General features: G+C 37.1%; 31 protein-coding genes and 1 other RNA gene. 7 read left to right on the plus strand and 25 right to left on the minus strand.

What is annotated here, in order from left to right:
- Positions 1–423 precede the first annotated feature (423 nt).
- From QKW49_RS14670 to QKW49_RS14725, 12 genes are all read right to left on the minus strand, one after another.
- On the minus strand, positions 424–2,766 hold the full coding sequence (locus QKW49_RS14670; protein ID WP_282863416.1) for a helix-turn-helix domain-containing protein: 2,343 nt from the start codon (positions 2,764–2,766) through the stop codon (positions 424–426).
- 456 nt (positions 2,767–3,222) lie between these two features.
- Positions 3,223–3,720: a hypothetical protein gene (locus QKW49_RS14675; RefSeq protein ID WP_282863417.1), complete on the minus strand. Its 498-nt coding sequence runs from the start codon at positions 3,718–3,720 to the stop codon at positions 3,223–3,225.
- A 195-nt stretch (positions 3,721–3,915) separates the two neighbouring features.
- Complete coding sequence (locus tag QKW49_RS14680) at positions 3,916–5,088, minus strand: malic enzyme-like NAD(P)-binding protein (RefSeq protein ID WP_282863419.1); 1,173 nt, start codon at positions 5,086–5,088, stop codon at positions 3,916–3,918.
- 88 nt (positions 5,089–5,176) lie between these two features.
- The gene (locus QKW49_RS14685) at positions 5,177–5,947 is read right to left on the minus strand and encodes a type III pantothenate kinase (protein ID WP_282863420.1); all 771 of its coding nucleotides are present in this window, start codon (positions 5,945–5,947) and stop codon (positions 5,177–5,179) included.
- 325 nt (positions 5,948–6,272) lie between these two features.
- Positions 6,273–7,262 carry a biotin--[acetyl-CoA-carboxylase] ligase gene (locus QKW49_RS14690; RefSeq protein WP_282863421.1) on the minus strand — a complete coding sequence of 330 codons (990 nt, stop codon included), beginning with the start codon at positions 7,260–7,262 and terminating at the stop codon, positions 6,273–6,275.
- A 9-nt stretch (positions 7,263–7,271) separates the two neighbouring features.
- Positions 7,272–7,544, minus strand: a complete 273-nt coding sequence (locus QKW49_RS14695) for a hypothetical protein (RefSeq protein WP_282863422.1) — start codon at positions 7,542–7,544, stop codon at positions 7,272–7,274.
- Positions 7,545–8,047: 503 nt separating this feature from the next.
- Entirely contained in the window at positions 8,048–8,296 is a 249-nt protein-coding gene (locus tag QKW49_RS14700) for a hypothetical protein (protein WP_282863424.1), read from the minus strand.
- A complete protein-coding gene (locus QKW49_RS14705; RefSeq protein WP_282863425.1) occupies positions 8,293–8,862 on the minus strand; it encodes an accessory gene regulator B family protein in 570 nt (189 codons plus the stop codon). Before QKW49_RS14705 ends, QKW49_RS14700 begins: the two co-directional genes overlap by 4 nt.
- Positions 8,819–10,195 carry an ATP-binding protein gene (locus QKW49_RS14710; RefSeq protein WP_282863427.1) on the minus strand — a complete coding sequence of 459 codons (1,377 nt, stop codon included), beginning with the start codon at positions 10,193–10,195 and terminating at the stop codon, positions 8,819–8,821. Before QKW49_RS14710 ends, QKW49_RS14705 begins: the two co-directional genes overlap by 44 nt.
- A gap of 92 nt (positions 10,196–10,287) precedes the next feature.
- The gene (locus tag QKW49_RS14715; RefSeq protein WP_282863428.1) at positions 10,288–10,431 is read right to left on the minus strand and encodes an AgrD family cyclic lactone autoinducer peptide; all 144 of its coding nucleotides are present in this window, start codon (positions 10,429–10,431) and stop codon (positions 10,288–10,290) included.
- Between the two features lie 129 nt (positions 10,432–10,560).
- A complete protein-coding gene (locus tag QKW49_RS14720) occupies positions 10,561–11,037 on the minus strand; it encodes a metallophosphoesterase (RefSeq protein WP_282863430.1) in 477 nt (158 codons plus the stop codon).
- Positions 11,038–11,183: 146 nt separating this feature from the next.
- Entirely contained in the window at positions 11,184–11,555 is a 372-nt protein-coding gene (locus QKW49_RS14725; RefSeq protein ID WP_282863431.1) for a phage holin family protein, read from the minus strand.
- Positions 11,556–11,762: 207 nt separating this feature from the next.
- Here QKW49_RS14725 and QKW49_RS14730 point away from each other — a divergent pair, with 207 nt between their 5' ends.
- Both QKW49_RS14730 and QKW49_RS14735 read left to right on the plus strand, forming a co-directional pair.
- Complete coding sequence (locus QKW49_RS14730; protein WP_282863432.1) at positions 11,763–11,942, plus strand: DUF896 domain-containing protein; 180 nt, start codon at positions 11,763–11,765, stop codon at positions 11,940–11,942.
- Between the two features lie 111 nt (positions 11,943–12,053).
- The gene (locus QKW49_RS14735) at positions 12,054–12,350 is read left to right on the plus strand and encodes an MTH1187 family thiamine-binding protein (RefSeq protein ID WP_282863433.1); all 297 of its coding nucleotides are present in this window, start codon (positions 12,054–12,056) and stop codon (positions 12,348–12,350) included.
- A gap of 79 nt (positions 12,351–12,429) precedes the next feature.
- Here the strand turns inward: QKW49_RS14735 and QKW49_RS14740 are convergent, their stop codons facing one another.
- From QKW49_RS14740 to QKW49_RS14760, 5 genes are all read right to left on the minus strand, one after another.
- Positions 12,430–12,642, minus strand: a complete 213-nt coding sequence (locus QKW49_RS14740) for a CLC_0170 family protein (RefSeq protein ID WP_282863434.1) — start codon at positions 12,640–12,642, stop codon at positions 12,430–12,432.
- 24 nt (positions 12,643–12,666) lie between these two features.
- Positions 12,667–13,815, minus strand: a complete 1,149-nt coding sequence (locus QKW49_RS14745) for a Ger(x)C family spore germination protein (protein ID WP_282863435.1) — start codon at positions 13,813–13,815, stop codon at positions 12,667–12,669.
- Positions 13,802–14,908, minus strand: coding sequence for an endospore germination permease (locus QKW49_RS14750; RefSeq protein ID WP_282863436.1), 1,107 nt, complete (start codon positions 14,906–14,908; stop codon positions 13,802–13,804). The genes QKW49_RS14745 and QKW49_RS14750 overlap by 14 nt, the downstream gene beginning before the upstream one ends.
- A gap of 7 nt (positions 14,909–14,915) precedes the next feature.
- Entirely contained in the window at positions 14,916–16,508 is a 1,593-nt protein-coding gene (locus QKW49_RS14755) for a spore germination protein (protein WP_282863437.1), read from the minus strand.
- A 72-nt stretch (positions 16,509–16,580) separates the two neighbouring features.
- On the minus strand, positions 16,581–17,756 hold the full coding sequence (locus QKW49_RS14760) for an NAD(P)/FAD-dependent oxidoreductase (RefSeq protein WP_282863438.1): 1,176 nt from the start codon (positions 17,754–17,756) through the stop codon (positions 16,581–16,583).
- Positions 17,757–17,940: 184 nt separating this feature from the next.
- Between QKW49_RS14760 and QKW49_RS14765 the strand changes: the two genes are divergently transcribed.
- The 4 genes from QKW49_RS14765 (at position 17,941) to QKW49_RS14780 (ending at position 19,880) form a co-directional block, all read left to right on the plus strand.
- Entirely contained in the window at positions 17,941–18,129 is a 189-nt protein-coding gene (locus QKW49_RS14765; RefSeq protein WP_282863439.1) for a hypothetical protein, read from the plus strand.
- Between the two features lie 451 nt (positions 18,130–18,580).
- The gene (locus QKW49_RS14770) at positions 18,581–18,907 is read left to right on the plus strand and encodes a hypothetical protein (RefSeq protein ID WP_282863440.1); all 327 of its coding nucleotides are present in this window, start codon (positions 18,581–18,583) and stop codon (positions 18,905–18,907) included.
- Between the two features lie 148 nt (positions 18,908–19,055).
- The gene (locus QKW49_RS14775; protein ID WP_282863441.1) at positions 19,056–19,478 is read left to right on the plus strand and encodes a hypothetical protein; all 423 of its coding nucleotides are present in this window, start codon (positions 19,056–19,058) and stop codon (positions 19,476–19,478) included.
- A gap of 15 nt (positions 19,479–19,493) precedes the next feature.
- Positions 19,494–19,880 (plus strand): hypothetical protein, encoded by a 387-nt coding sequence (locus QKW49_RS14780; protein WP_282863442.1) that lies wholly within the window; start codon positions 19,494–19,496, stop codon positions 19,878–19,880.
- A gap of 57 nt (positions 19,881–19,937) precedes the next feature.
- On the opposite strand, the gene QKW49_RS14785 is transcribed toward QKW49_RS14780, so the two are convergent.
- Positions 19,938–20,213 (minus strand): pro-sigmaK processing inhibitor BofA family protein, encoded by a 276-nt coding sequence (locus tag QKW49_RS14785; RefSeq protein ID WP_282863443.1) that lies wholly within the window; start codon positions 20,211–20,213, stop codon positions 19,938–19,940.
- A gap of 123 nt (positions 20,214–20,336) precedes the next feature.
- Positions 20,337–20,687, minus strand: coding sequence for a YaaL family protein (locus tag QKW49_RS14790; RefSeq protein ID WP_282863444.1), 351 nt, complete (start codon positions 20,685–20,687; stop codon positions 20,337–20,339).
- A 206-nt stretch (positions 20,688–20,893) separates the two neighbouring features.
- Between QKW49_RS14790 and QKW49_RS14795 the strand changes: the two genes are divergently transcribed.
- Positions 20,894–21,082 (plus strand): hypothetical protein, encoded by a 189-nt coding sequence (locus QKW49_RS14795; RefSeq protein ID WP_282863445.1) that lies wholly within the window; start codon positions 20,894–20,896, stop codon positions 21,080–21,082.
- Between the two features lie 86 nt (positions 21,083–21,168).
- On the opposite strand, the gene recR is transcribed toward QKW49_RS14795, so the two are convergent.
- From recR to QKW49_RS14825, 6 genes are all read right to left on the minus strand, one after another.
- A complete protein-coding gene (gene recR, locus QKW49_RS14800; protein ID WP_282863446.1) occupies positions 21,169–21,768 on the minus strand; it encodes a recombination mediator RecR in 600 nt (199 codons plus the stop codon).
- A 332-nt stretch (positions 21,769–22,100) separates the two neighbouring features.
- Positions 22,101–22,436: a YbaB/EbfC family nucleoid-associated protein gene (locus tag QKW49_RS14805; protein WP_282863447.1), complete on the minus strand. Its 336-nt coding sequence runs from the start codon at positions 22,434–22,436 to the stop codon at positions 22,101–22,103.
- A gap of 96 nt (positions 22,437–22,532) precedes the next feature.
- The gene (gene dnaX, locus QKW49_RS14810) at positions 22,533–24,173 is read right to left on the minus strand and encodes a DNA polymerase III subunit gamma/tau (protein ID WP_282863448.1); all 1,641 of its coding nucleotides are present in this window, start codon (positions 24,171–24,173) and stop codon (positions 22,533–22,535) included.
- A 379-nt stretch (positions 24,174–24,552) separates the two neighbouring features.
- Positions 24,553–24,816: signal recognition particle sRNA large type (gene ffs / locus QKW49_RS14815), an RNA gene on the minus strand.
- 190 nt (positions 24,817–25,006) lie between these two features.
- Entirely contained in the window at positions 25,007–25,402 is a 396-nt protein-coding gene (locus tag QKW49_RS14820) for a hypothetical protein (RefSeq protein ID WP_282863449.1), read from the minus strand.
- Between the two features lie 154 nt (positions 25,403–25,556).
- The gene (locus tag QKW49_RS14825) at positions 25,557–26,447 is read right to left on the minus strand and encodes a class II fructose-bisphosphate aldolase (protein ID WP_282863450.1); all 891 of its coding nucleotides are present in this window, start codon (positions 26,445–26,447) and stop codon (positions 25,557–25,559) included.
- Positions 26,448–26,603: the final 156 nt, after the last annotated feature.

Below are 26,603 nucleotides of genomic sequence, written 5' to 3' on the forward strand. Positions count from 1 at the left end.
TGGTCATAAAATCACTCCTTTCCCCGGAATGTATAAGGTTTATAGGTAAAACTACAAATTAGTTACGGTAACATTGTATATACGGTAATAACGCCATGTAAATATTCATTTTTTTAAAATGTAAACAATTATTAAAAAAGAACAAAAAAAGAATATGAAAAGAAAGAATAATAAGATTTGTTAACTCTAACGTTTTAACTCATAGAATAGATATTACTATGCACTATGTTTTAAAATAGAGAATAGAAGCATAATACGATTCATCTGAATGAAAAATACGGTCATCTCAAGCGAAGGTGGCATGCGGCAGAGGAAATATAGAGAAATGGATATTTTAAAATCAATTGAACTGTGTATCGAAATGAGTATATGGCAGGAGGAAGGCAATAAATCTATACCCTCTTGCTCCTGCGAATCCGCACTTTATTTTCTTTCCAACATTTTTTTCTTGTACTGTCCCGGCGGCATTCGCTCATATCTTTTGAACACCCTAATAAAATTTTGTATTGTACTGAATCCGGTTTTGTATCCGATATCTTTAACCGTTAGGCCTGTAGACTTCAAGAGCTGCTTTGCTTTGTCAACACGGATAGCATTGAGATAATCTATAAAATTCTGATTCTGTGTATCTTTAAATATTTTACTGAGGTAGGACGGACTAATATTAATTTGTTCCGATACCGTATTGAGAGATAAAGTTCTATCAAAATAATTGTTTTCAATATATTCCTTTACTCGGACAACATACTTATGTTGACGTTTTTTATTATACACATTCACAATTTGTATTGCCTGTTCGCATAAAAGACGAGTATAGTGTTCCATTTGAGCAATTGTTACAAATGAGTTTAAATCACGGTCAATATTTCTTTTTTGATTGAATTCTTCAGAGTCAAAATCCACCTTGTATTCAATAAGAACTTCAAAAATCGCGTCGACAAAAATTTCGAATTTTTGTCGAGCCTTTGCAAGATCAGTAATGTTGGTAGAAATATGTTGAAGAATCCCGGTTGCTAGGTTTAGTGTTTTATCATCATTTTCTTCTTTGAGAGCTACAATAAATTGTCTTGTTTTTTCTTTTAAATACTGATCGTCAAAATCAAAAGCATCTTGTTTTACTGTGTTTTCAAGTGCATCATATTTCTTTGCATCGCTAAGATATACTTGGTAGCTGAGAGTGTTCCGAGCTTCATGGTAAGAAAATCGAATATCCGCTATACCATTGTAAACTCCTCCACGTCCGATAATAATATTAAAGGGCAAGTCTTGTACGCGTTCTATGATTTGGTTGGAAAGAGAAATCACATGGTGTTTAATCTCAATTGCCGACAATGATGTAGAGAAAGAGAGAATAAGGACTATGTTGGTATTATCTTTTTGGAGACAGTAGTGTGCTACATCAGAACGCTTAAGCTCGTTTACAATATTATCGATACTGATGCGATAAAGATTTGTCTGAACATAAGTCATTTCTTTGTGATCCTTAGGAAATACCTGAGCGGCAAGTACAACATAATTATTTTGCACATAAAATGGATTGCCGATACTATTGAGAGTATCCTCAATATTCCTCAAAGAAGTTTCCTTATTAAATAATAAATTGCTAAGCAGCTTTTCAAGAACTATAGGAGCTACCCCTTCCATTAGCTGTGTAAGATGTTTACTTTTATCTACAGCATCGGCATAAGCCAATCCTAAAAAATCAAACTCATTCTTTGTTTTTTGTAGAACCACTTTATTCTCACTTCTAATTTGCATAACTGTGAGCATTAGCTTTTTAATTGGGTTATAAATGCTGCGTGTAATATATAAGGAGAAAAATAAGCTGATAGCCAGGAAAATAATCAGTAGCGGAACTATTGCCGTGAGCGCTCCCTTTGATGTGAGCTTTATACTGCTCGCAGCGACGGGATAAATATATCTCCATTTATTGAATCTAGAGCGAAAATAAAAGTAGATATTCTTCCCTGGTTTAGTTTGGTCTATAAAGTATCCATATTGCTTATCTTGAGTATATTCATTAATTTTTCGTGAAAAATCGATATTAGAATAATCAAGCTGATTAATAAAGACAGGGTGATTGTATTCATCATATATATATATTTCTTTACTCAAATTATTTTCTGCCCCTTGAACAAGCTCATAAAGTGCAAGGGTATCGATCTCAAATATTAATGTAGCATTTCTATTCTCATAGGAAAGTGGAAAATCCCGAAACATGAAGATTCTTCCATTCACTACTCTCATTGAAGTTGAGGATTGGTTAACAAGAAGTTCTGTGCAATTTTGAGGATTCTGGTTATATTCCTCAATAATATCTTTTTTATTAAAATTATCTAGTTCAGTAACAGTACCATCAGATGAAAATATAGTATTATCGTAGTTGACATAAAGAAAAATACATTTTATAAGACTGCTGTTCTTTGCTGTTTCATAAAGATGCTTAATTACTTCAAAATTCCGTTCCGGTCTATCTAACCCTGGGACGACGACAGCACTTATGACATATTCATTTCTAGCAGACAGATTAATTGCTTGAGTGATGTAGCTAAAAGCAAGATCCATTGCGCTTTCTGTTTTGGAAAGCATATTAATATTAGAAGTATATGTCTTTTTTTTTAGATTATCTGACATTAGATTTATTGAAAAATAGTAGAAACAGCCTGCAAGGATTAAAGAAAGGATAATAAGCATACAAAAAGTTCTAAGGAAAACACTTTTATTTTTATAAATACTGATAAATTCTAAAGAGATATACTGTTTCATGATGTCTCCTTTTATATGTAAAACACAGAATAATTTAAAGTTATTGTAACATATCTCTTTTTTGATTTCAATTGCTTATCATTATTGGGACACATTAAAAATATGGGCCTATCTCATAGAATTAAATGCTGAAATGGCATTTTAAAAAATCCTAGTGAAAGGATATTGGAAAGGGATGGGTTCATGATTTTATCGCGTAGAGATTATCTCTAACCCTTGAAAACCAATCATATTTTGTATAAAATCATAATTGGTTTTCAATCCGATCACCGCCTTTATTCTGTTTTGGTTGCATATTTCAGAATAAACGGTGTATCGGATTTTTTGTACTCTTTTTACCAGTTGTTTGGTAATGTAATTTATGGAACTTTTATTGTTCCACAAAATTTAGTGCTGAACCTAAAAAAATATACATTCCGAAGCAACAAAAAAACCATTAGTATTTTTACTAATGGCCTAGTCTATCACTTTATCAGGAATGCTTTTTTTGACAAGCTTTATTAATTTTTCGCTTGGTTCAAATATGACCTTGTAATTCTTCCCTTCTTTTTCGAAAATACCAAAATATTTATTCTTGCCGACCAGTGTCACACACAACCGGTAGGTCTTATCAATCCTGCCCTGTTTTTTTAATAAAGCCTTGTTAGAAGCAGGTGCTAAAACAACGATGTCTTCAATATTTACATCCAGCACTACCGTCTCCCTGTTGCCTATGATGCGCTGAAAGATTAAGTCCGTATCAATGAGCGTATATTTATAGTCGACCACCATATACCTCATCACAAAATATGCAAAAGCTGTAAGTATACCGACACCAACCAAGTCAACAACGGATGAATACTTTGAAACAACGATGATCTCATTTAGAATACTCATGCAAATAAAAACAAGAATAATAAGCCCTATAACAATGAGCACCGTATTCCCTTGCCTCTTAACGATTTCCTTATGCATTTATAAAGATATCCCCCTTAAATAATGCCGCTTATACATAAAAATAGAAAGAATGTAACATATCCATATGTTACATCCTCCATCGAAACTAGTCTTATTATAAAACAAATACGGTTTATGTACAATCCTTATATAGGCTCAAAAAAGTTTATTTTGCCCTCTAATAATATGTTTAACGGGAAATATTCAATCTATTTATAATCTTGCTACCCCTGTTTCCCTCGCTGCCTTCTTAACAGCTTCCGCTACCACGCCTGCGACTCTTGAATCAAACGCTTTCGGAATAACATACTCTTCATTTAACTCCTGCTCCGAAATAAGCTCCGCAATGGCATAAGCAGCTGCGATTTTCATCTCATCGTTAATATCTTTTGCTCTTACATCCAATGCACCTCTGAAAATTCCCGGAAAAGCCAATACGTTATTTACCTGATTAGGGAAGTCGGACCTCCCGGTTCCTATAACCCTTGCTCCCGCTTCTCTAGCTTCATCAGGGAATATTTCAGGTACAGGATTGGACATCGCGAAAATAATCGCATCGCTGTTCATCGATTGTACCATTTCCTTCGTTACCGTATTCGGAGCTGAAACACCGATAAATACATCCGCCCCTGCAATCACATCTTTTAAACTGCCTTTTTTCATTTCTTTATTTGTAATTTTGGCTATTTCTTGTTTCTCAGTATTCAAATTGTCCCTGTCCTCATAGATTGCACCGCTTCTATCACATAGAACAACATTCTTAAGGCCCATCTTCATCAGCAGCTTTGTAATTGCAATTCCCGCTGCCCCTGAACCATTCACGACAACCGACACTTCTTCAAGTTTCTTACTGACAATTTTAAGAGCATTAATCATTCCCGCAAGCGTTACAACAGCAGTTCCATGCTGATCATCATGGAATATAGGAATATCTACCTCTTCTTTTAACCTTCTCTCAATTTCAAAACATCTGGGCGCCGCAATATCTTCCAGGTTAATCCCTCCGAAGGTTGGTGCCATATATTTGATAGTTTTGATAATTTCATCGGTATCCTTCGTATCAAGGCAGATCGGGAAAGCATCCACATCCGCAAACGTTTTGAAAAGCACCGCTTTTCCTTCCATTACAGGCATACTTGCTTCAGGACCGATATCCCCAAGACCTAATACTGCAGTACCATCCGACACGACCGCAACAAGATTCCACTTGCGTGTATAGTCATAAACTTTATTTTTATCTTTATGTATTTCTTTACAAGGCTCTGCTACTCCCGGTGTATATGCTAAAGATAAATCCTTTGTTCCTCCAACTTCAACGGTACTTTTTACTTCGATTTTACCCTTCCATTCCTTATGGCATTTCAGTGCTTCTTCTTGAATACTCATGATTGTTCCTCCATTCAAAATAATTATTATAAATAATACAACATAAGCGTAAAGTGTTATTACTCATGTTATAAATTTGTCAGTCTCATCAAACTTTGTTTCTTTCATATATAATCCTTAGACCTTCAACGGTCAGTAAGGAATTGATTTCATCTATAGTCTCCGATTCGGAAGAGATCATCCGTGCCAGACCGCCTGTAGCCACTACTTTGATTTCTCCTCCCCCCATTTCTTCTTTCATACGTTTAACAATATAGTCAACCTTCCCCACATATCCGTAAATGGCCCCGGCTTGCATGCTGTTAATAGTATTTTTGCCAATCACTCTTTCCGGCTTCACAAGCTCTACCCTCGGAAGCTTCGCCGCTTTCTGGAATAACGCATCCATAGATATTTTTATACCTGCACAGATGACTCCTCCGAGATATTCACCTTTTTCACTAATAGCACAAAAAGTTGTGGCGGTTCCAAAATCTACAATGATCAACGGTCCGCCATATAGGTCATACCCGGCTACAGCATTTACAATCCTATCGGCACCTACTTCTTTAGGATTATCATACTTTATATTTATACCTGTCTTTATTCCCGGTCCAACGATTAGAGGCTCTACCTTTATATATTTTTTTATCGCATGCTCAAAAGAATACATGATGGGCGGCACTACCGAAGACATAATCACTGCCTCTATGTCTGAGATTTTAATGCCTTCATAGTTAAAAAACTGCATACACAGCATACCGATCTCATCGGATGTTTTATCCTTATCCGTTGTCATACGCCAATAGGTTCTAAGTTTCTTCCCTTCATAAATCCCCAACACAATATTAGTATTTCCTACATCTACAACAAGTATCATTCAAACCGCTCCTATATAATAATATTTCTCTTAGAAGGCTGTAAAAAGTGCCTAGTCGTTCGGAAATCCAACCTGGGGACAATCCGAAACCATTGAAAAAGTGCTTCATCGTTCAGGGCAACACATGAGGACAGAGCCGCAGTCCGGCCAAAAACCAGGCCTGACAGCAGACCAGTCCCCAAGTCTTGCCCTTCTGCGTGCTAAAACGGACTTTATCAGTGATCCCGGACAGTCCCCAAGTTTGATTTCCTCTATGTGCTGAATCGAACTTTGTCACACACCTTCACCAACCACTATTCATTATTCACTATTCACTATTAATTAACTAAACGTATCCATACAACCCTCTTACAGACACTTCACCCGACATAATGGTATGAACTTGTCCATCATCATCCCTGATGATTAGTTCCCCTTCATCGGTAATATCTATTGCTTGGCCCACAATCTCTGCCGATTGATATATTGCCCTTACTCTGCTGTCTAAGGTAAGAGAGTATTTTTTGTATTCTGCAATAATTTCACTTCTTTGTCCGTTTGCTAAAGCCTTGACATAATAATATTCAAAGTTTTCCAGAAGCGTTCTTATAAGAATATTTCGATTTACCGCTTGTCCGGTTATCATTTTTATCGAAGTCGCTATGGCCTCAAGCTCCGGCGGAAAATCATCCTTGTCCATATTAACATTGATCCCTATACCTACAATAATATAATTTATTCGCTCTATTTCAGCGCTCATCTCCGTGAGTATCCCGCATACCTTTTTCTTTTCTACTACAATATCATTGGGCCATTTTATTTCCGGTTTTATGCAGGTAGCTTGTTCAATGGAAACCGCCACTGCCAATGCGGCGAGAATAGTGATAAATGGCGCTTGTGTGGGCATGATCTCAGGACGTAAAATAATGGACATCCATATCCCGGTTTGGGGCGGAGAACTCCACTGTTTTCCTAATCTCCCTTTACCGGAAGATTGATGATCGGCAAGCACAAGCGCCCCCTCTTCACAACCTTCTGCTGCTATCTGCTTAGCGATAGTATTCGAAGATGTAATACTGTCATAATAGAAAATCTGCCTTCCAAAAAAGCGCGTAACCAGTTCGGATTGAATTTCCTCAGCAGAAAGCACCCCCAATGAAGAAATAAGTTTATATCCCTTTCTTGAAGAAGAATCAATATCATACCCCTCTTTCCGCAGTACCGAAATATATTTCCATACGGCAGTTCTGGATACACTCAGCCGATTGCTCAGTTCTTCTCCCGAGATGTATTGATTTTTATTTTCTTTAAGCGCCTTTAATATCTCAGCTTTCATCTTTTTCTCCTATAATAGTCTGCCTCTCATCCAGTAATAAATAATTAAAATATCAACTGCGAAAAAACCGAACACTACAACCCACGTCAGTATGCGTATAATATATGCAGACACCCTATTCATGGCTTTCAGATATTGAATTTCTAAAAACAATCCTAAAAAAAGAGTTCCCAAGCCATAAGGACTGCCGGGATTCATTTTCATGGTGATGAATCCGGCAAGAAAACACAGTATTCCTAATACAAGCATACCGTACGCATAAGTATCATTCATTTTTTTCATTTTATACATCCCTATTGATAAATCGTTAAGAATATTGTCTTCTAATACATCAATTATACACTAAATTGATTTTTTTTCAATCATGTGATATTTATTTAAAAATCAATCTGCGTATATATTCTATAGGAGGATGTGATAAAGTGCTTCGTCGGTCAGTCGCAAAGCACGGGGACGGAGCTTCAGCTTCACCAAAACCAGGTGCAGCAGTAGTTCCGTCCCCATGCTTCATTCCTTCTATGTGCTAAATTAGACTTTTTCACATCCTTCTATAGTTCTTATGTCCTATGAAAATAATGCGATAAACCTATACAAATGACTGGAAAATAAATATATAATTTACATTAAATGAATGACCAACTGACTATCGGAACAAATTGCCAATCGGACGGCCAATAGCCGCCCTTACAAATATATAATCCACAGAGTTCTTCATAAAAAAAGTGTATATGACCGATACGATCATATACACCTTGTGAACTTAATTTCCTTAAATAGAACATACTTTACTGAACATAAGATCCTTGACTGGCATGAGAGATCCGTAAAAATCCGCCCTGCTCCAATGGCACTAGTACTTCTCCTTTTTTATCAAGCAATTTTTCTTCCATTGCTGTCCAAATAGGAATATCAACATCTAATTCATCACAGATGTTGACCAGTGCCACAAAAAAACCTTTCTTATCGGCATATGTCATTTGTACGGTATTTAATATATTTTTGTCTTGAATAACTTGTCCTATTAATACTCTCATCTACATTTCCTCCTTTTTGCGTATTCTCCTACCGGAAGCGATAACGCTTCAGCCAATATCGCCACAACTGCAGTTCCGGAGTATAAAGCCGGAAGCAGAAGACTCATGATTCCCATCAATATCACACTGCCAAAAGAAAAATATTTAAACCGCCTCCTTCTTTCAACACTGATGATAGGCTTGTTAGGATGATCTACCGGTGCATAAAGCCATGTAAGTATGACCGAAACAATAAGCATACCCGATTTCAGTAGTAAGGACTGGGGCAGATTCATGCCTATCACAATAATTGCCGCGAAGATAACCAGAGAAGTAAAAAAGCATCTCCAATAGGTATCCTCATGATAACCTCCTGCGATCAGACGCAGGGAACTAAAGAAAAGCAGCGCAACCAAATAATATCCTGTCAACGATAATATAGAAAAAATAATAAAGTACATGATGAGCTTTGATAACTCTCCCAGTAAACATTCCAGTCCAAATTTAATTGTTCTTACCTGGAGGTCTGTCAGCTCCGGTCTCTCACGCTGAATTGCGCTGGTAAGCTTTTGAGCAATCTTCTCCATCTTCACTCTTCCTCACATTTAATCTGATTAGGAACTCCGTCTCTTCTTCAGAGCTTAAAACACTGATTTCTCCTTTATTTTGCGTCACCAACTGCTTTACGATATACAAGCCGAACCCATGATCCGGCTTATCTTTGCTTTTTGTGGAAAATCCATTGTCAAATATCTTAACTTTTATTTCATCGGGAATCATAGGCCCGTTGTCCGCAATAGAAAGACAGTAGTGATCTTCTTCCATATACGTACAAACCGATACTACCTTATCTTCTGTCTCCGCAGATGATAAAATAGCCTCAAAGGCGTTATCAATGATATTTCCTATGATGCTTGTAAGATGGTTGTCGTCTATATCCGCCCTGTTCAATGGGGCGTCGATATCTACTTCCAAATGAATGTCATGCTCAAAGGCAAAGCAGCTCTTCACCGCCATTAAACCATCTACATATTCATTTCCCGTATTAAAAACCCGGTACGAACTATTTAAATTGTTTGTAAGCTTCCGTATATAGTCACCAGCCCTTTCCAATCCATCGGCTTTCTTTAGCACACATATAGCCAAAAGCGTATTGAGATGATTGGCAAAATCATGCTTCTCTTTTCTTATAACATTCATCACTGTTTCCATATTTTTAACGTATTCCTTCTGAGCTTCGAATTTATGTTGGATAAGAAGAATTCGCTCTCGCTCTTTATAATCTAAAAAACTAAGAATAACAAACAATGAATAAATACCAAATAGCAATACGTTATATAGTACTATGTTTGTTGGATGAGATACTACAAAGTTTACGCTTATCATGAAAATTGTCATCATGAATATTTGCAGTATAGCAAATGAAAGCAATGAGTTTTCTTTTTCCAATACCTTTAATTTGAATAATCTAAAATTAAATTTTAACAACATAATACTTATAATCATTTGCACAAGTTTAGAGAGAATGACATGATTTAACTTATAGTTAGGGCTATTAATAATTGTAGCTGTATCTACATTTAATATACTCATCTCAATCATTAGTAACATGACCTCTGTAACCATGAAAAAGAAACCGGTAATCGCAACTGCAATAATAGAAGCATAAATATTAGTTTTAGTAATATAGCTTAATGTAATAATCATAAAAATTGCAATACATGCTGTATGAATTCCTAAAGGAATGTATGTTGAAGCCCAATACGTAAATACTGTATATAATACAAAAAAAACCAATGATTTTAATATATTATCTTTAACAAAGGTCTTTTTATCATTTAAAAAAGAAAATAACAATAATACAATTATAGATTCTACAAATGAGGAAGCTATCTCTGTCAAAGTTTGCAACAATATCATGCGCGTAAACTCCTTTGCAAAATACTAGCTAAAATCAATAAAAGGATGTATATACATCCTTTTATTGATTTTAGCTACCTGTTTTTTATACTTTACTTTAATAATTCCTTAGGGCATTCCGGCTGATGAGAACTAAAAAAAGATGCAGTGGATACCCCACCTACAGCCACTACCATTGCCACCACACTTAAAACGGTTAAGGAGTTTTTGCGAACAAATTCCATAATTTTTTTCATTGAAACGCTCTCCCTTCTTTTGTTTGATTAGATTATATCATGGTTATTATAAAATTTTTGTTGAATTATGTCGATTTTTCAGAAAATTTATTGTAATTTATCAATATTTGTTATTGCGTATTATGTATCTTACACTATGTTACATATACAAGTCCTCAGCTTGCCCTGCTCAATCTCGATTACGCCATAGGACGGCTTACCCCGACGGGGAAGACTGATACTGCCGGGATTCATGATATGCATTTTATCGTGGTACGCTTCATAAGGCTCATGGGTATGTCCGAACAAAACGCAATCAACATGTAAATCAGCACCTTTACGCGCAATAGAATGATATTCGTACTTAACACGGTATAGATGTCCGTGGGTGATGAATATTTTCTTGCCGTCAGCTTCCAATACCTTGTCATAAGGGACAGTGTTCCTAAATTCATTATTTCCTGCAATATACTGTATTGGAATATGGGGATATAATATTTTTAAGTCTTCCACATCTTTTATAATATCTCCCAGATGTATTATCATATTGATACTTCCAATACGGTCTATGACGTCGATACAATGGCGGATATTTCCATGAGTATCGCTAAAAACTACAATACGCAAAAAGTACACATCCTTAGTAAACAATAAATAATATGATCATTAATACATAACCACAAAAAGATTATACCATCTGTTTTCTTTAATCTCAATGTTAATGAAAAATAAAAGGGTACGGAAATAATTTCCGCACCCTTTTATTTTTAAAGTTACAACGCTCTCCCAGGTATAATTGCATCCACAATTCCAAAAACAATTGCAGCAAGCACAGCTCCAAATAGTGTTACATTATATCCTGGTACTATGAATCTTATCGAATAGATAATGGCCGCCGCCAATATGAACCCTATAATGCCTCTTCCAAATGGTGATGCATCGGTTCTGAACATTTTTGCGATAGCATAATCTAAAACCGATAATACTACAGCTGCGACAATCAATGCCCATATATTAGAAATCGTAAATCCCGGTGTTAGAAAAGCTGTGACCGCCAAAATAATTGAAGCAGCTACCAAACGTCCGATAATAGAACCAAATGTGCTTCCTGTTTCTCTTCTTTGTACATTCTCATTTGCAGCCATATTTTATATCTTCCTTTCGACTTATAAGATACTTTCAGTATTATTGTGCTATTTACAGATAAAAGTATGCTTCCAATTTTTAATGTTTTTATATATAATATATTTTTGTTAAGCACTTGTAACATAATATATTTAAATAGTGCAATAAAACTTATAATAACTAATATGAAATCATTTGGTTGTTATTTATTGAATAGGAGGAATACTATGCTTTCTAAAGATAAAATTGACAGGCTCAACTTTTTATCTAAAAAATCTAAAAGCACGGGATTAACTGAAAAAGAAAAAGAAGAACAGCAGTCATTAAGACAGGAATATTTACAGGCATTCCGAAAAGATTTCAGAAGAACATTGGATTCAATTGAAGTTGTAGATACAAAGCACTAAAAGAATTATCTTCAATGGCAATAATTGTGTTTATAGAATCATCGTTTATAACAAAAAATAAAACCGGTTCATTATAAAATTGAACTAATTTTATTTTTAAGGAGAATGATTATGCCTATACTGGAAATAAGCGTGATTCCTATCGGTACAAGCAGCGCAAGCATTGGCGACATGGTAACACAGGCCTGCCAAATAGTAAAAAACAAAGGACTTGAGCATGAAATCACAGCCACCTCTACCCTTGTAGAGGGAGATTTCAATCAGCTTATTCAGGTCGCGCAGGAAATGCACGCCATTCCCTTCAAAGCAGGTGCGCAAAGAGTGATTACCAGTATGACCATTGATGAGAGACATGACAAAAATGACAGTATGGATGATAAAGTAGAAGAAGTCATTGACAGGATGTAGATTTGGTTCACAGGTTACAGTTCACGGTTCACAGATCAGTTGAAAGAGATTGTTCTGTGAACTGTGAACTATTACTATTTTAAGCAAATAGTTTTAACCCCAGGTATAAGCCTATACTTCCTACAATATACGCAATCCCTCCGTATTTTGCAATTGCCGCCTCTTTTTTGAACCCTCCGCTTTTGATGTAAGGCCCTACTGAAAAAATGCATATGATGCCGCATATTACGGTTAAGATTACAAAATATACCGATACGATCCCTGAAGTAATTCTTACAATTTCCTGAACCATTCATACCCCTTCTTTCATTACCTTCTATTTTGATAAGCCCACTCTTCTTACATAAACATCGATCTTTAAGTTCAACTTTGATTCCTTGAAAATCTCTCTCCATCGGTCTTCATGCTGTTCCCACCAACGGATATTATACCGTTTTACCAAATGACCCAAGTCTAAAAAGTCTGCCTCCAATTTCTGCTGCGCTTCATTCATAATGGATACACAATCTTGCCTTACCGCCGCTTCCACTTTTTCCTCAAGTGCGTTAATAAACTTCGATGTAAGCGTATTTTTAAAGTTTACATCACTCATCTCGGAGACATTGCCTTCAACACGGATATATACGTCAAAATCCACCTTATTTTCTTGTATAACAGGCTTTACAGTCGTTTTAGATTCTGATACATTAAACACAACCTTCCCCTTCGATTCACCAACATTTTCAAGTTGAATGGTGCCAGTATCCATATTATTGGTCATCCATTTCGCTTTTCTTGTATCCTGCGCATCAAGATAGCCTACAAGCTTGTCTCTTCTAAATACTGCCGCTCCCGATACTACAATATCTTCTTTTTGCTTTTCGACTTTCGCCACCATATAATCACTTTTTTCACGCACATTTTTAGAAATTTCCAGCATATCTACTTCCGTACTGATGCGGTACATACGGGTCTCATTCAACCTCATAAGATCAGCAAGATAATGAGATGTACTCAGTGCTGTGAGCGGAGTGATTTCAAAAATATCTTTTGCTTTCCCTTTTGCAACCAAAATATCTGTTTTTCTTCTCATATTGATATCCCGGAAGAAATAATCCAGATATTCATTGATTCCTTCCTTAGCCAACTCTTCTCCAATAATAAAAACTTGTAAATGTTCAATATTCAACACCCGGTTTAGCCTGGCAGCCAGTTGCTTATTTCCTTCAATAACGGATGATGTCGATGTACTTATATTCATGACCTTTTCTCCGTCTCCCCCCTTCTCCCCATACATGGCTGTAGGAAGCGCCAATTGATATGTGAGTATCACCTCCCCTTCCTTTTCTCCTTTGTCCAATGCAATCCCCAATGCAAACACTCTGTCCTCCAACTCCACCATGTCCCAGCAGCCTGTAGATATAAGAGTAGAAAATATCAAAATGAGTATTAAAAATATTCTTATCAGGCAGCTACGCTTCCTCATTCTTCTCTCCACCCTTTCTTCGGATTAATGATACCACGAACAGTAATGCCGGAATTCCGGCTGCAACCACAGCCCCCAAATAGGACACCCATCGGCTGAATAACTGATTTTCAAATATATTTTGGGGTATAAGGGATATAAAATATATTGGCGGAATTAAAAAATAGCTGAAAGGTCGATAGTTTCTCATTCCTATCAGCCGCGTTACGCTGAACGCCGCAAGATAATGAAAGACCGACAATGATGTAAAAACCGCCAGCACCCAAAAAATCGCAAAGAAAATATCAAACCTCTCGGCAAATGCCCCGGGGAAAGAAATAGTCTTTGCCAATTCCAGTGTGGGATAAATCAAATAGGATAAATCATCATTGGTAAATACACCGATACAAACAGCTACCGTCGCAGTATATAGACCTACCGCAATTCCTACCCCTACCAAGCTGTACTGAGTTACTTTATCCGGTTTTGCTGCATATGCTCCGGCAAAAAGAACGACCTCAAATCCTAGATACGCCAGCAGCGTTTTTGGAATTACCCGTATCAGATTCATTGGGTCAATCTGCCATACCGAATAAAATTCTTTGATATCAAAATTTTGCAGAGACAATACCAACAATAATGATAAGGAAAGCACCAAAATAGGAAGAAGTGCCTCACACATTCTGGCGACAGGATTAATCCCATTTTGGACGAGATAACCCGAAACAAGTAAAATGCTAAAAATGATCACTTCTATCGGGGTCTTTTCCAATAGAAATAACTTGATCGCCGCAGCAAATGTCCTTACAACCGCTGACGATATAACAACAAAATATATGCATAAAATAAAGTTGATGCCTTTAGAAGGCAGCATCCCTAAGAGCTCCCTGCTGTAGTCCAGGATGGTACGACCCGCAAATCGTTTACTAAGGTACCCAATCAAATATGTCAAACCTAGCACGATCATTCCTGCCAAAAAAGTAGCAATGGCTCCATCGGTATTCATTTCTTCCGCGACATCGCTCGCAAGAGACATCACGCCTGTAGCGATGATAGTTGCAGCTACCAGTGCAGTAATTTGTACGCCACTGAGTGCATCTGTTTTCTTACTCATAATGATATTACATCTCCTTTATTGGATCCTGATCCTTCCGGTCAATATCCACGGGATTAATATATTCCGGACGTCTACCCATCCATTGACTCGGGCCTCTAACAATGGTATCCTTCAAATCTCGTATCTGAATAGGCGGAAAGGGCGCCATATAATCGGTACCAAAACTCTTTAGCAATATTAGATGAATATTGATGATGATAAATGCCAAAATTACGCCATACATCCCTAAGACTGCCGCCATGACCATGATGGGAAAGCGCATCAGCCTGAATGCTATCGCCAGATTGTACCCGGGAATCATAAAAGAGGATATCGCTGTGGCAGCTACGATGATAACCATAAAAGGGCTGGTAATGCCTGCTCTTATGGCCGCATCTCCAATGACAAGTCCTCCTACGATCCCGATGGTTTGCCCGATGGCCCTGGGTAATCTGGCGCCTGCTTCTCTTAACAGTTCAAAAGTGATTTCCATCAACACCGCTTCTACAAAAGCCGGAAACGGAACTCCTTCTCTGCTGGCAGCTAACGATAGCGCTAACGGCGTCGGCAGCATCCCCGGATGATATGAAACAATGGCAATATACAAGGATGGTCCAAAGGTAGCAATAATTGACCCTAACCATCTCAACATCCGTAGAAAACTCCCTACAATCCATCTTTCATAAAAATCTTCAGGACTCTGAAAAAACTGGTACATGCTGGCAGGCGCAATAAGTACAAAAGGCGTCCCATCTACCAGTATCACTACACGCCCTTCCGTCAAAGCCGCTACCGCTTTATCAGGGCGCTCAGTATTCTGCATCTGAGGAAATACGGTGCTGTGGCTGTCTTCAATAATTTGCTCCAGTTCCCCCGACTCATGAAGATCATCAATATCCACTTCTTTAATCCTTTTTTCAATTTCTTCTATAAGGCCGGGATTTGCGATCCCTTTGATATAGGTCAGTACCACATTGGTTTTGGAACGCCGCCCTACTGTAAAATTTTTCAACACCATATTAGGGTCACGGACTCTTCTCCGAAGCAGTGCTGTATTAAACCTCGCCGTCTCGGTAAATCCCTCTCTCGGCCCCCTTACCAGTACTTCTGCCGAAGGTTCCTGTACTCCTCTTGCCACCCACTGGCGGGTTCCGATTACCACTACCTTATCATATCCGTCGATAACCAGAATAGTTTCTCCCGACATCAGCGGCAGCATGGCTTTATCAAGATCTTCGGCTTCTTTGATTTCCGCCGCTGAAACAACCCGCTCCATGATGATTTTTGCCGCATTCTCTTTTGTGATCTGCTGCTGTTCTTCCAACTCTACCTGCCCTGACTCTAAAATCAGCGGTATGATGACATGCCGCTGTATCCAATCTTTACTTGTTAATCCGTCAAAATATACTACTCCGCATTTTATATTGCCAACAACAGAGGTAAATTGACGAAATACCGCATCGTCACTGTCTTCCAGATATGCTTTAAATTTATTGAAATTCTCATCAAAATCCTTAGTAAATTCCGGTGCAATCCTCTCTTCAGGAGGCAATTTTTGTTCTTTTTCTTCGTTATCATTTTTTTTACCGTTTTTATTCTTCTTAATGATTTTTACCAACTATAACACCTCCCGGTAATCATTGCATATAAAGTCAATTTTATAGTTCACAAAAGAAAGGAAAAATATACATTATCTAAGTGGGTAATGTGTGGTGGGCAGCGGATAATGGAAAAAACGGTGCAACAGCATGTCTCTATAAGCATGGGGATGATACATAAAATATGCCATGTCTTCAATCATCCGCTGCGACTTTGCCGAATCGGCATTAATCGTTTTTTTTCTTCCATTTAGAACCGAATAAGCCAAGGAATACCTAAAGTCCTTACTAAACTCGTCTCTGCATCTTTGTGTATAAGATTGAGCTAAGAAATACCTTTCATTGTTTAGACTTTCTGCAACTTCCTGCGCAGCCATTTCTCCGCTCTTAATCGCATAATATATTCCTTCTCCGGAAAACGGATCAACGTACCCTGCACTATCTCCTGCAAAAAGGATATTCCCGCATGCCACCATTCTAGAAAATCCGCCGGCAGGAACATAATATCCGGCTTGGCGTATTGTACTTTCCGGCAGGTTTCTAAGTTCTAAAAAATGTTTGAGGAATGTTTCAAAGAACTGTACAAGTGCTTTAGAATACCGAGACCAGCATCCAACTCCGATGTTATACCCTTGTTTCAACGGAAAAGCCCATCCGAACCCTCCTAAAAAGGGGATACAGAAAAAATTTGCTGTATTGGCACTTTCTGCAGTAGGATAACCTTGTGATGTTAAGCAAGTTGATACTGTAAACCCCATCTTCCATTTTGTTGGCTTGTTTGATATCCGGCACTTTCTTATCAGCGTACTGTTTACACCATCTGCTGCAATTACCCTTCTTGCATGGAACACTTGTTTATCTGAGTATACATGTACCTTCTCTTCGTTCTGTATTCTATCTACATCAAAGATTTTACACGAACCTATAAACTCCACATTTTTTTCAAGTGCCTGTTTAAGAAGATATTGATCAAAGACAGACCTCCGAACTGTCATACCTGTTAGTTGTGAAAAAGACTGTTCACATGAACGGTACTTTTCATCATATAACCTGATGCTGTAAATTTTCTGCTCAATAATATGCTCATCCAGTGGCTCTCTTAATACGTCGAGTGTCTTTCTTGACAGGTAGCCTCCGCACACTTTATCTCTGGGAAATCTCTGCTTATCTATCAGTAAAACCTGCAACCCTTTTTCTGCTGCAGCCCTTGCCGCAGTGCTCCCTGCGGGTCCCGCCCCCACAACAATTAAATCATAAACCTTATCCACATTTAATCCTCCAACTAAAAATCTGATATATCCCTCTCGCTTATGCTAGCGATAAAAAAGCGAAGTTCTATCTTTTAAGTGTAACCTTTTATCAAATCCATTCATATTATGTAACTAGAAAGAATATCTAATACCTAGTTATTTATTTTTAGTATATAAATTCCCAAGAAGGGAGGTCTATTGAATGGGTAAAGTTGCAACAACCTATACTCGTGGTGATAGCTCACTATTATTCTTTATATTGATTTTCCTCCTATTGTTTTATGATGACAGCGCTATTCGCGGCTATCCTTATGCAGGAGAAACAATTGCTAAAAAGGGTGATAGCAGTATACTTTTCTTCATTTTAATATTCCTGCTGTTATTCTATTAACTTGTGCCAAACAGGGAGGTGGCTATTTGCTTTGCAAGTGAAGCAAATAGCCACCTCCCTGTTTGCTTATTTGATTTTTAATTTTTCTTAAAAAGTGTAACACTTTTTTTACTGCTTTCATAATATAAACTGAAAGCACCAACAAACTTAATTTAAACCCTTTAATTACTACCAAACATTTCAGTGATTTATCTATTTTTGAGAGGAGGTAAGACAATGGGATTCTTAGGATTTAACGGTGATGATGAAATTTTATTCTTTATCATTCTTTTCCTCTTACTGTTCTTTAATGGCAGACCAGGATTTGGCTACGCTGAAAAGAAATAAGCTATACCTATATAACAAAACAATACATACTATCGCGAAAGCATGTAAATTATGAGTGATATTTATGCTCATAGCACCATACATATAAATGTATGGTTCTTTTTGTGAATAAGGAGGTTTTATAATGTTACCGAATATGGATAAAAAAATGCAGCAACTATTAATGAATATGGATCCGGAAGTTCTTGAAAAGGGACTAAAAGCCGTGTCGGAAATGATGAATACACCGCAAGGAAAACAGATCGCAGAACAATTCAAAAATATAGATAAAGAAAAACTAATGGAGCAAGTTAATTCTATCGATAAAGAGGAACTAGTAAAAAGAATGGAAAATCTGGATATTAAAGATCTAAATAGTAAAGTAGATAACATCAATAGCGAAAAACTGCTAAAAGAAATACGCACCCACCCTGAACTAATGAAAAAAATGAATGACCTTATGAATAAATAATTCATATTATTACATATAGGATAGTAAAGATCTGTCCTATATGTAATAGCATATTTCTTCTAACATGCATGTTTATCATACTATCTGAATATATTGTACTAAAATCATGTCTAACCATATTCGCTTTAAGAAGAAGGGGGGATAATAAATGAGCGATGATTTAAATAAGAAAATGGAGCAGTTTAGTGAACTCTTAAGCAATGAAAAAATGGCTGAGAATTTTAAAATGCTGGTAAGCATGCTGGGCAACAGCCAAAATAATAACAGTAATGGGGCCGCCGTCGAATCCAATACTGAAAATCAGCAGCCAAAACCTTCTGTACCATTAAGAGAGATGGCACCTATGAACACTTCAAATCCTAAAATACAAATGGATGATACGATGGATACAATCATAAAAATTAAAAAAATTGTTGATAAAGTTAACAATGCCGATGACCCAAGGGTCAATTTACTTCTAGCACTTAAGCCATATCTTAATGGCAAAAGAAAGTCACATCTTGATACTGCGATTAAGGTGGTTAATCTAACCAAACTTTCCAGTGTTATTAGCGAAATTGATAAAAAGTAAAGGAGGGAAGGCAATTTGTATAGAAGATATTACCAGAGATACGACAGATTCGGTGAGAACCCGCAGAGACCTATTGGAGAAAATACAGAAGAAGAAAGTAAGCCTCAAGAAAAAACAAGAAATGAAATAGAAACAAAAGCCGAACCGGAAATCATTGTACCTGAAAAGCCCTCCCAGACTGATGAACACCCAAAAACAAAGATCTCAAACGTCCCTTTAAGAAGGGTTTCTCGTCCATCACCAAGCGGGGCATCCAACAGTATCTCTAGTTTTTTTGGAAGATTCGGAATAGATGATCTTATATTAATTGGTTTGATTTTCATCATTTTCCAGGAACAGATAGATGATGAATTATTATTAATTGTATTGATATTTCTTCTATTTGCCGGATTTAATACATAAATGCATAATAAAAAAAGGCTTCTGTAAGTACTTGAATGAAGCCTTTTTATTATGCATTTATATCTTTAAAAAAAACTGCAATAGTAACAGTAAAGCCATCCCCGGAATCCCCAGCACTCCAACTATAAGGGCGGTTAAAGGATTTATACCCACATGTACACCTATAAATCCTCCAAAAAAGTTAATAATGACTAATGCAATTCCCCCCAATATACTGTTATACAAAAGCTTGATTACAATTTTAAGAGGCACAAGCAGAATCCATCCAACAAAATATAGAAGTATTAGTCCAAATACATACGCAATTACAACATTATACTCTATTGCCGGCATTTTTATCACTCCTGTTTAATAGTTCATAACGTTCAGCTAATGGTTAAACAACCTGGCTGCAGACTATACTACCATTATACGATGGTATTGACGGCAATATGATAAAAATTTGGACAAATATATTTAAAAACACTTTTTATCCTTATTCGTTATATGCGTATTTTGATAATTTGCTACATTGACATTTTTCCGCTTGGCCATCTTTAATAAATACTGATACCTTGTTTCGGCTGCTTTGATCTCGTAAATGAAGCTGTCGATCAGTTCATTATCCTGCGCAAATTCGAAATTCATGTTTGCAATATCAAGCTGTTTTTTTGCTTCATGGAGACTATTGAGCAATTCCATCTCTTCTCGGTTTTTTGGTTCAGCATTAATAGGTGGCTTCTTATTTGCGAATAAGCCATTTACAAAGTCCTGTATGATATTACTATTATCAGACGGCTTCATTTCAATTGATACTACTTTTTCCATGATATTCCCTCCATATTTCTGTCAAAACACATTACATATCTGATGTCAACCTATTGTAATTATAGTCAATACTGAATACATTTATGCTTTTTTATGGAAAAATTAGCATCTGGTATGGAACTTTTATAAATGATTTTGAATAATCAAGCACAATTTAGGCGATATTTGAATATACTATTTAAGATAAATTTGCAGGAGGGATTCAGGTGTACTTTGAGACGATTACCTATGAAAGAAACGAACGTTTTTGTCCGATAATTAGAAAAAATGTATTGATGGACGTAAATGAGAAAAGCTGTAATGGCTGTACAATTACTAAGGTGAAATGCTGTAATGAAAAGCAGTGTTCCATAAGATTAGGAAAATGTATGAACAAGCTGTTGCAAGAAATATAGCAAAAAGCCTCTTTACACAAAGAGGTTTTCCACATATCTAAATCTATAGAGTTGCATATATCAACATATTATTGCGTCATTCTTAACTAAATTTCCCTTCGCCCCTCCATTGCTTTTGTAAGCGTAACTTCATCTGCATATTCCAAGTTGCCTCCTACCGGGATTCCATGAGCAATTCTTGTAACTTTAATACCCAAAGGCTTTAAAAGCTTGGAGATATACATGGCTGTTGCCTCGCCTTCGATATTCGGGTCAGTTGCCATGATGACCTCTTTAACTTCTCCACTCTTTACTCTGTTTAGCAGCTCTTTGATTCTAATTTCTTCCGGACCTATACCTTCCATGGGAGAAATCGCACCATGTAGTACATGATATAAACCCTTATATTCCCTTGTTTTTTCCATCGCAATAACATCCCTTGGATTCTCTACAACACAAATAGTACCGGCATCCCTTTTTGTACTTTGACAAAATACACACGGATTAACATCCGTAAGATTCTGACATACGGAACAATACGTAATTTTGCTTTTTGCTCCTTGAATAGCGTTTATGAGACCGGATACTGCATTAGGAGATAGATTCAATACATGGAATGCCAATCGCTGTGCCGTCTTATGGCCTATCCCCGGCATCTTTTCAAATTCTTCTATTAAGCGCGCTAAAGGCGCCACATAATGATTCACCCAAACCACCCCACTGCAATTAATAATTAATAGTGAATAGTTAATAATTAACGTTGATTAGTATTAATATCATAATATTATCTATACTATAAAAATTGCGATAAAGAATTTACATCACCAATCATTTAGTGAGGAGTGGATAGTGGAGAGTCTTTACGCTCTCCTCACTATCCACTCCCCACTCCTCACTAAAGCAATATATTCCGTATAAAATCTTTAATGCATTTAATATGGTAAAAAACATAATATTATTTCTTTTATGATTGCAGTAAGCCGAGGATCATGACCCCGGCTTAACTATTTTTCTGTTAATTGTTCACTATTCACTGCCTTTAAAACATTCCCGGCAAGTTCATTCCTCCGGTGATTTTACCCATTTCTGACGCTACCATTTCATCTGCTTTTCTCATTGCTTCATTAACTGCTGCCATAATCAAATCCTGCAGCATTTCTACATCATCGGCATCTACAACTTCGGGATCTATTTTTATTTCTTCAATTTGCTTTTTACCGCTTGCTATTACTGTAACAGCTCCTCCTCCCGCAGAGGCTTCCACGGTCCTTTTCTCAAGCTCTTCCTGCATTTTTGCCATATCTTTCTGCATTTTTTGAGCTTGCTTTATCATATTATTCATATTTCCCATACCTGGGAATCCGCCTTTAGCCATTCATAACCCTCCTGTCTTGTAATGGATAATTATACGTATTCATCCATGATCTTATATAATTGTACATTGTACGGCCTACATTGTCAATTACACATCTCATTCCTCAAACACCTGCATCGTATCTCCCAGTTGATTCTTCAACTGAATAATCTGCTCTAACGGATCTTCCTCTTTAACTTTATTGCTATCTAATTCTTTTTCTAGAAGGCATTTGACTTTAACCTTGCATCCAGACAGCTTTGAAATAATATCCTCAAGCAGTTCAATATTCTCCACCCTTGATACCATTAATTTATTTGTGGCATAAGAATCTTTGAATATCACCCTCAACCCTCCGTTGACGGGCTCTACTCGAACATCTGCCAAGTGTCCGAATAATGCCAGTTTACCCACTTTCCTAATTTCTGCGATAATTTCCGGCCATAAGTCTGCTGCTTTCTTTGCATCCATATCTAAAGGAGTTTTCCTAGCGATAGTACTATTCTCCTTTACAGATACCTTTTTTTGCTGTGCGGCTTCTCTAACTTTCTCATCATGTTTTTTATTCTCTTGCTGTACTTCAATAGAGACCGCAGATACCACTACCCCATTGGCAAGCTTTTGTTCAAGGTCTGAAACTCTATCCAGCAACGCTTCTGCGGATAAGTCCAGATTTGGACGACACAACTTAATAACGGTTATTTCAAGAATAACCCTCGGATTTACAGCCCACTTGATATTTGAATATGCTTCCGATAGCAGTTTTATGCAATTTATTATTTTCTCCTGAGTAAAATTTATACTTTGTTCTTTTAACCTTAAGGCTGCATCCTTGGACATATCCAAAATCGCCTCAGCATTTTCCATTACTTTACACAAAAGCAAATTTCTAAAGTGTTCAACCAAATCACCCATAAAATGAGTGATATCACGCCCATCCATGATTAACCGATCAATCAGTTGTATTGCTTTATCCGTTCGCTTGTCCACTATATTCTGTGCCATATCAAAAAGAAGCGAATTATCTACCGTACCCAAAATAGCCGATATATCATCATAAGTAATAACCTCTTTACAAAAAGCAATACATTGGTCCAAGATACTCAAAGCATCCCTCATTGAACCGTCGGAGACTCTGGCTACCAATCTCAACCCCTGTTCGTCCACACTGATATTATCCTCTGCAATCACCTGTTTAAGGCGTATGACGGTATCTTCTGTAGTAATCCTTTTAAAATCAAACCGCTGGCAACGCGACAGAATGGTAGCAGGAATTTTATGGGGCTCTGTGGTTGCTAATATAAACATTACATGGGCGGGCGGTTCTTCAAGTGTCTTAAGAAGCGCGTTAAATGCACCTGTTGATAACATATGCACTTCATCTATAATATAGACCTTATACCTTCCTCTGGCAGGTGAATAAGCAACTTCATCACGAATTTCACGAACATTGTCTACACCGTTGTTTGATGCCGCATCAATTTCTACAACATCCATAATACTGCCATTTATAATCCCTGTACATATCTCACATATATTGCACGGATTGCCATCACTACTATTTATGCAATTAACTGCCCTACTGAATATTTTGGCGGTAGAAGTTTTTCCGGTGCCCCTTGTTCCGCAAAACAGGTAGGCATGCGCCGTCCTTTGGGACGCAATTTGGTTCCTCAGTGTTTCGGTTATATGTTTTTGACCAATAACATCTTCAAAAACCTGTGGCCTCCATTTCCTATATAGAGCCTGATATGACATATCTACACCTTCCATATTTTAGTGTGGAGTGAAAAGTGGGGAGCGGGGAGATTTTTCCACAAACTCCACGATCACTATCCTGTATTTATCATAGCATATTTTTATTCAATAAAAAACAATCCTTAGATTCTAATAAGTACTTTAAACCACAATGGCCACATGGAGACGGTTCATCATCAGCATCAAAAACATATGCTACCGACGAACCGTCCCCATGCAGCATTCCTTCTTCCGTGCTCCAATAAATAATTTTAGAGTTCTTTATCTTCATATTGCTCGTAGAAACACATTATATTCCAAAAACAAAACAAGAGTCAGGAATACGAAGTATAACTACTCCCCACTCCTCACTCTCCACTATTCACTATATTATTAGAGGTCGTACACCCTTTTTCGAATTATTCCTACATGCGTTACTCCTGCAGTTAGCTCGGACCAGGCAACCCCACGGCACACGAAAGGATCCGCTTATCGCTGCTTCGTTCCCGACCTGACGAGGTTCACGAGTTTCCGTTGCGTGAGACCCAATCTTCATCACCACTTACAAAAGCCAGACCATACAGATAATAACCCTTGAAAGGGATTCGCCCTTGCTACAGCGGGTTGCAAGTACAGGGCACCGCTACCTCCCCGGCTAGTACGACCAAAATTTATTTCATTACAAAAATGTGTAATGATTATAGAATCTGCTATCTGAAGAAATTCTATACGTTACAAATCTTCGAATGAAATTTTAACAATATAAAAAATCAAAAGGCACTTATAAGTGCCACAAATCATATTATAATACATTATTCAAAATAATTCAACTGATAAATTTATCCTTTTTAATATTATCTGTAATGTGGAGTATAGTGAAACCTGGCTCTTCGCTCGATTTTTTCCTGTGGCTTAAAAGCAACCTTAAAACCATGCGAGAGTTTTTGAACACATTCATCACAATACTGCCCCGATTGTATAGACTTTCCACAGCGCTCGCAACTAAGAAAGCCATTGTCATTTTCTACGATTACCAGACGGTGTTCCTTTAGATACCTTCTGATCTCACTTACAGATATATCAAGATCGTATGCAACTTCATACATATTTGCTCTTGGGTGCAGGCTAAGATATTCTCTGATTCTGTCAAACTGATGCTCATCCTGTTCTTTACATGAAGGACACATCTTCAAAATACCATTTGTTTGAAATATTTTTCCACATCTTCGGCAATTTCTAATCTCTAGCATAGAATAACCCCTCCCAGCCTCACAAAACAACCCTTTTATTTTATTATATCTTGTCTGTAATATAATGTAAATGAAGGGAAGGTCTTAATTCACCATAGTCCTTATGGCCCTATGCAACATAGGACTATAGTAGTATTACTAAAATACTGGAAGTTTACGCTTGTCCGATACTTCCAAGGAAAAAACGCATCTTTTCCTGCACCGTTTTTTCTACTGCAGCTCTTCCTTCTTGAATCATTTGATCATCAAGGGCGTTGATTTCCCCGACAGTCATTCTTTGATCTCTATGAATAGCTGCTAAAAACTCCATCTCTAGCTCTGTAGCAATATTTAATTTACTAATTCCTCCACCTTCAATAGAAATCGCCTTTTTAATACTTTGTTCAGGAACACCCGTTCCCCCATGAAGTACTAAAGGGATATCTACAAGCGCTCTGATTCTTTTTAACCGACCAAAATCAATTCTGGGATTTTTTACTGCGTATACGCCATGAGCAGTCCCAATGGATATGGCCAACGCATCAACTTTTGTTTTTTCTATAAATATCCTGGCTTCTTCAGGAGAAGTGTACAGCATTTCATCACTATCCGTTTCCAACTTATCGGTCGATGATATTTTCCCGAGTTCTGCTTCTACCGAAATATCTTTGGCGTGTGCATATTGTACTACTTCTTTTGTTCTTGCTATATTTTCAAACAGCTCATATTGGGAAGCATCTATCATTACCGATGTAAAGCCTGCGTCAATGGCTGTCTTTATAATATCAAATTCGGATGTATGGTCAAGATGTATCACATAGGGGATGGTTATGCTGTCATACTTAACCTCCTCTTTAATTTTACGGACAAATTGATACAAGTCGATTTCATAGAGTTTTGCTTCTCGCTGAGAAATTTGTATACAGACAGGTGATTCGCAGCTCTGCGCAGCTTTTAGTACAGATTTTATCATAGGCAGGTATCTGCAATTAAAAGCACCTACCGCATAACGCTGCTGTTGTGCTTTCTCAAGTAATACTTTTAGTGCTATAGGTCTGTTGTCCATCAATCCACTTCCTCCTTGGTTTTAAATAACATCTTTATTTTCGATATATAATGTATTATTGCGCTATCTGAAGGCGGGCAGAATCATCCATCTCTACCAAAGCCCGTAGGATATATCGCTTGACAAACTCTAAGTTTCAACTTGCTTATCTATTTA

The organism is Petroclostridium sp. X23, from assembly GCF_030013905.1.
In the GTDB taxonomy this organism is placed as follows: Bacteria; Bacillota; Clostridia; order SK-Y3; family SK-Y3; genus X23.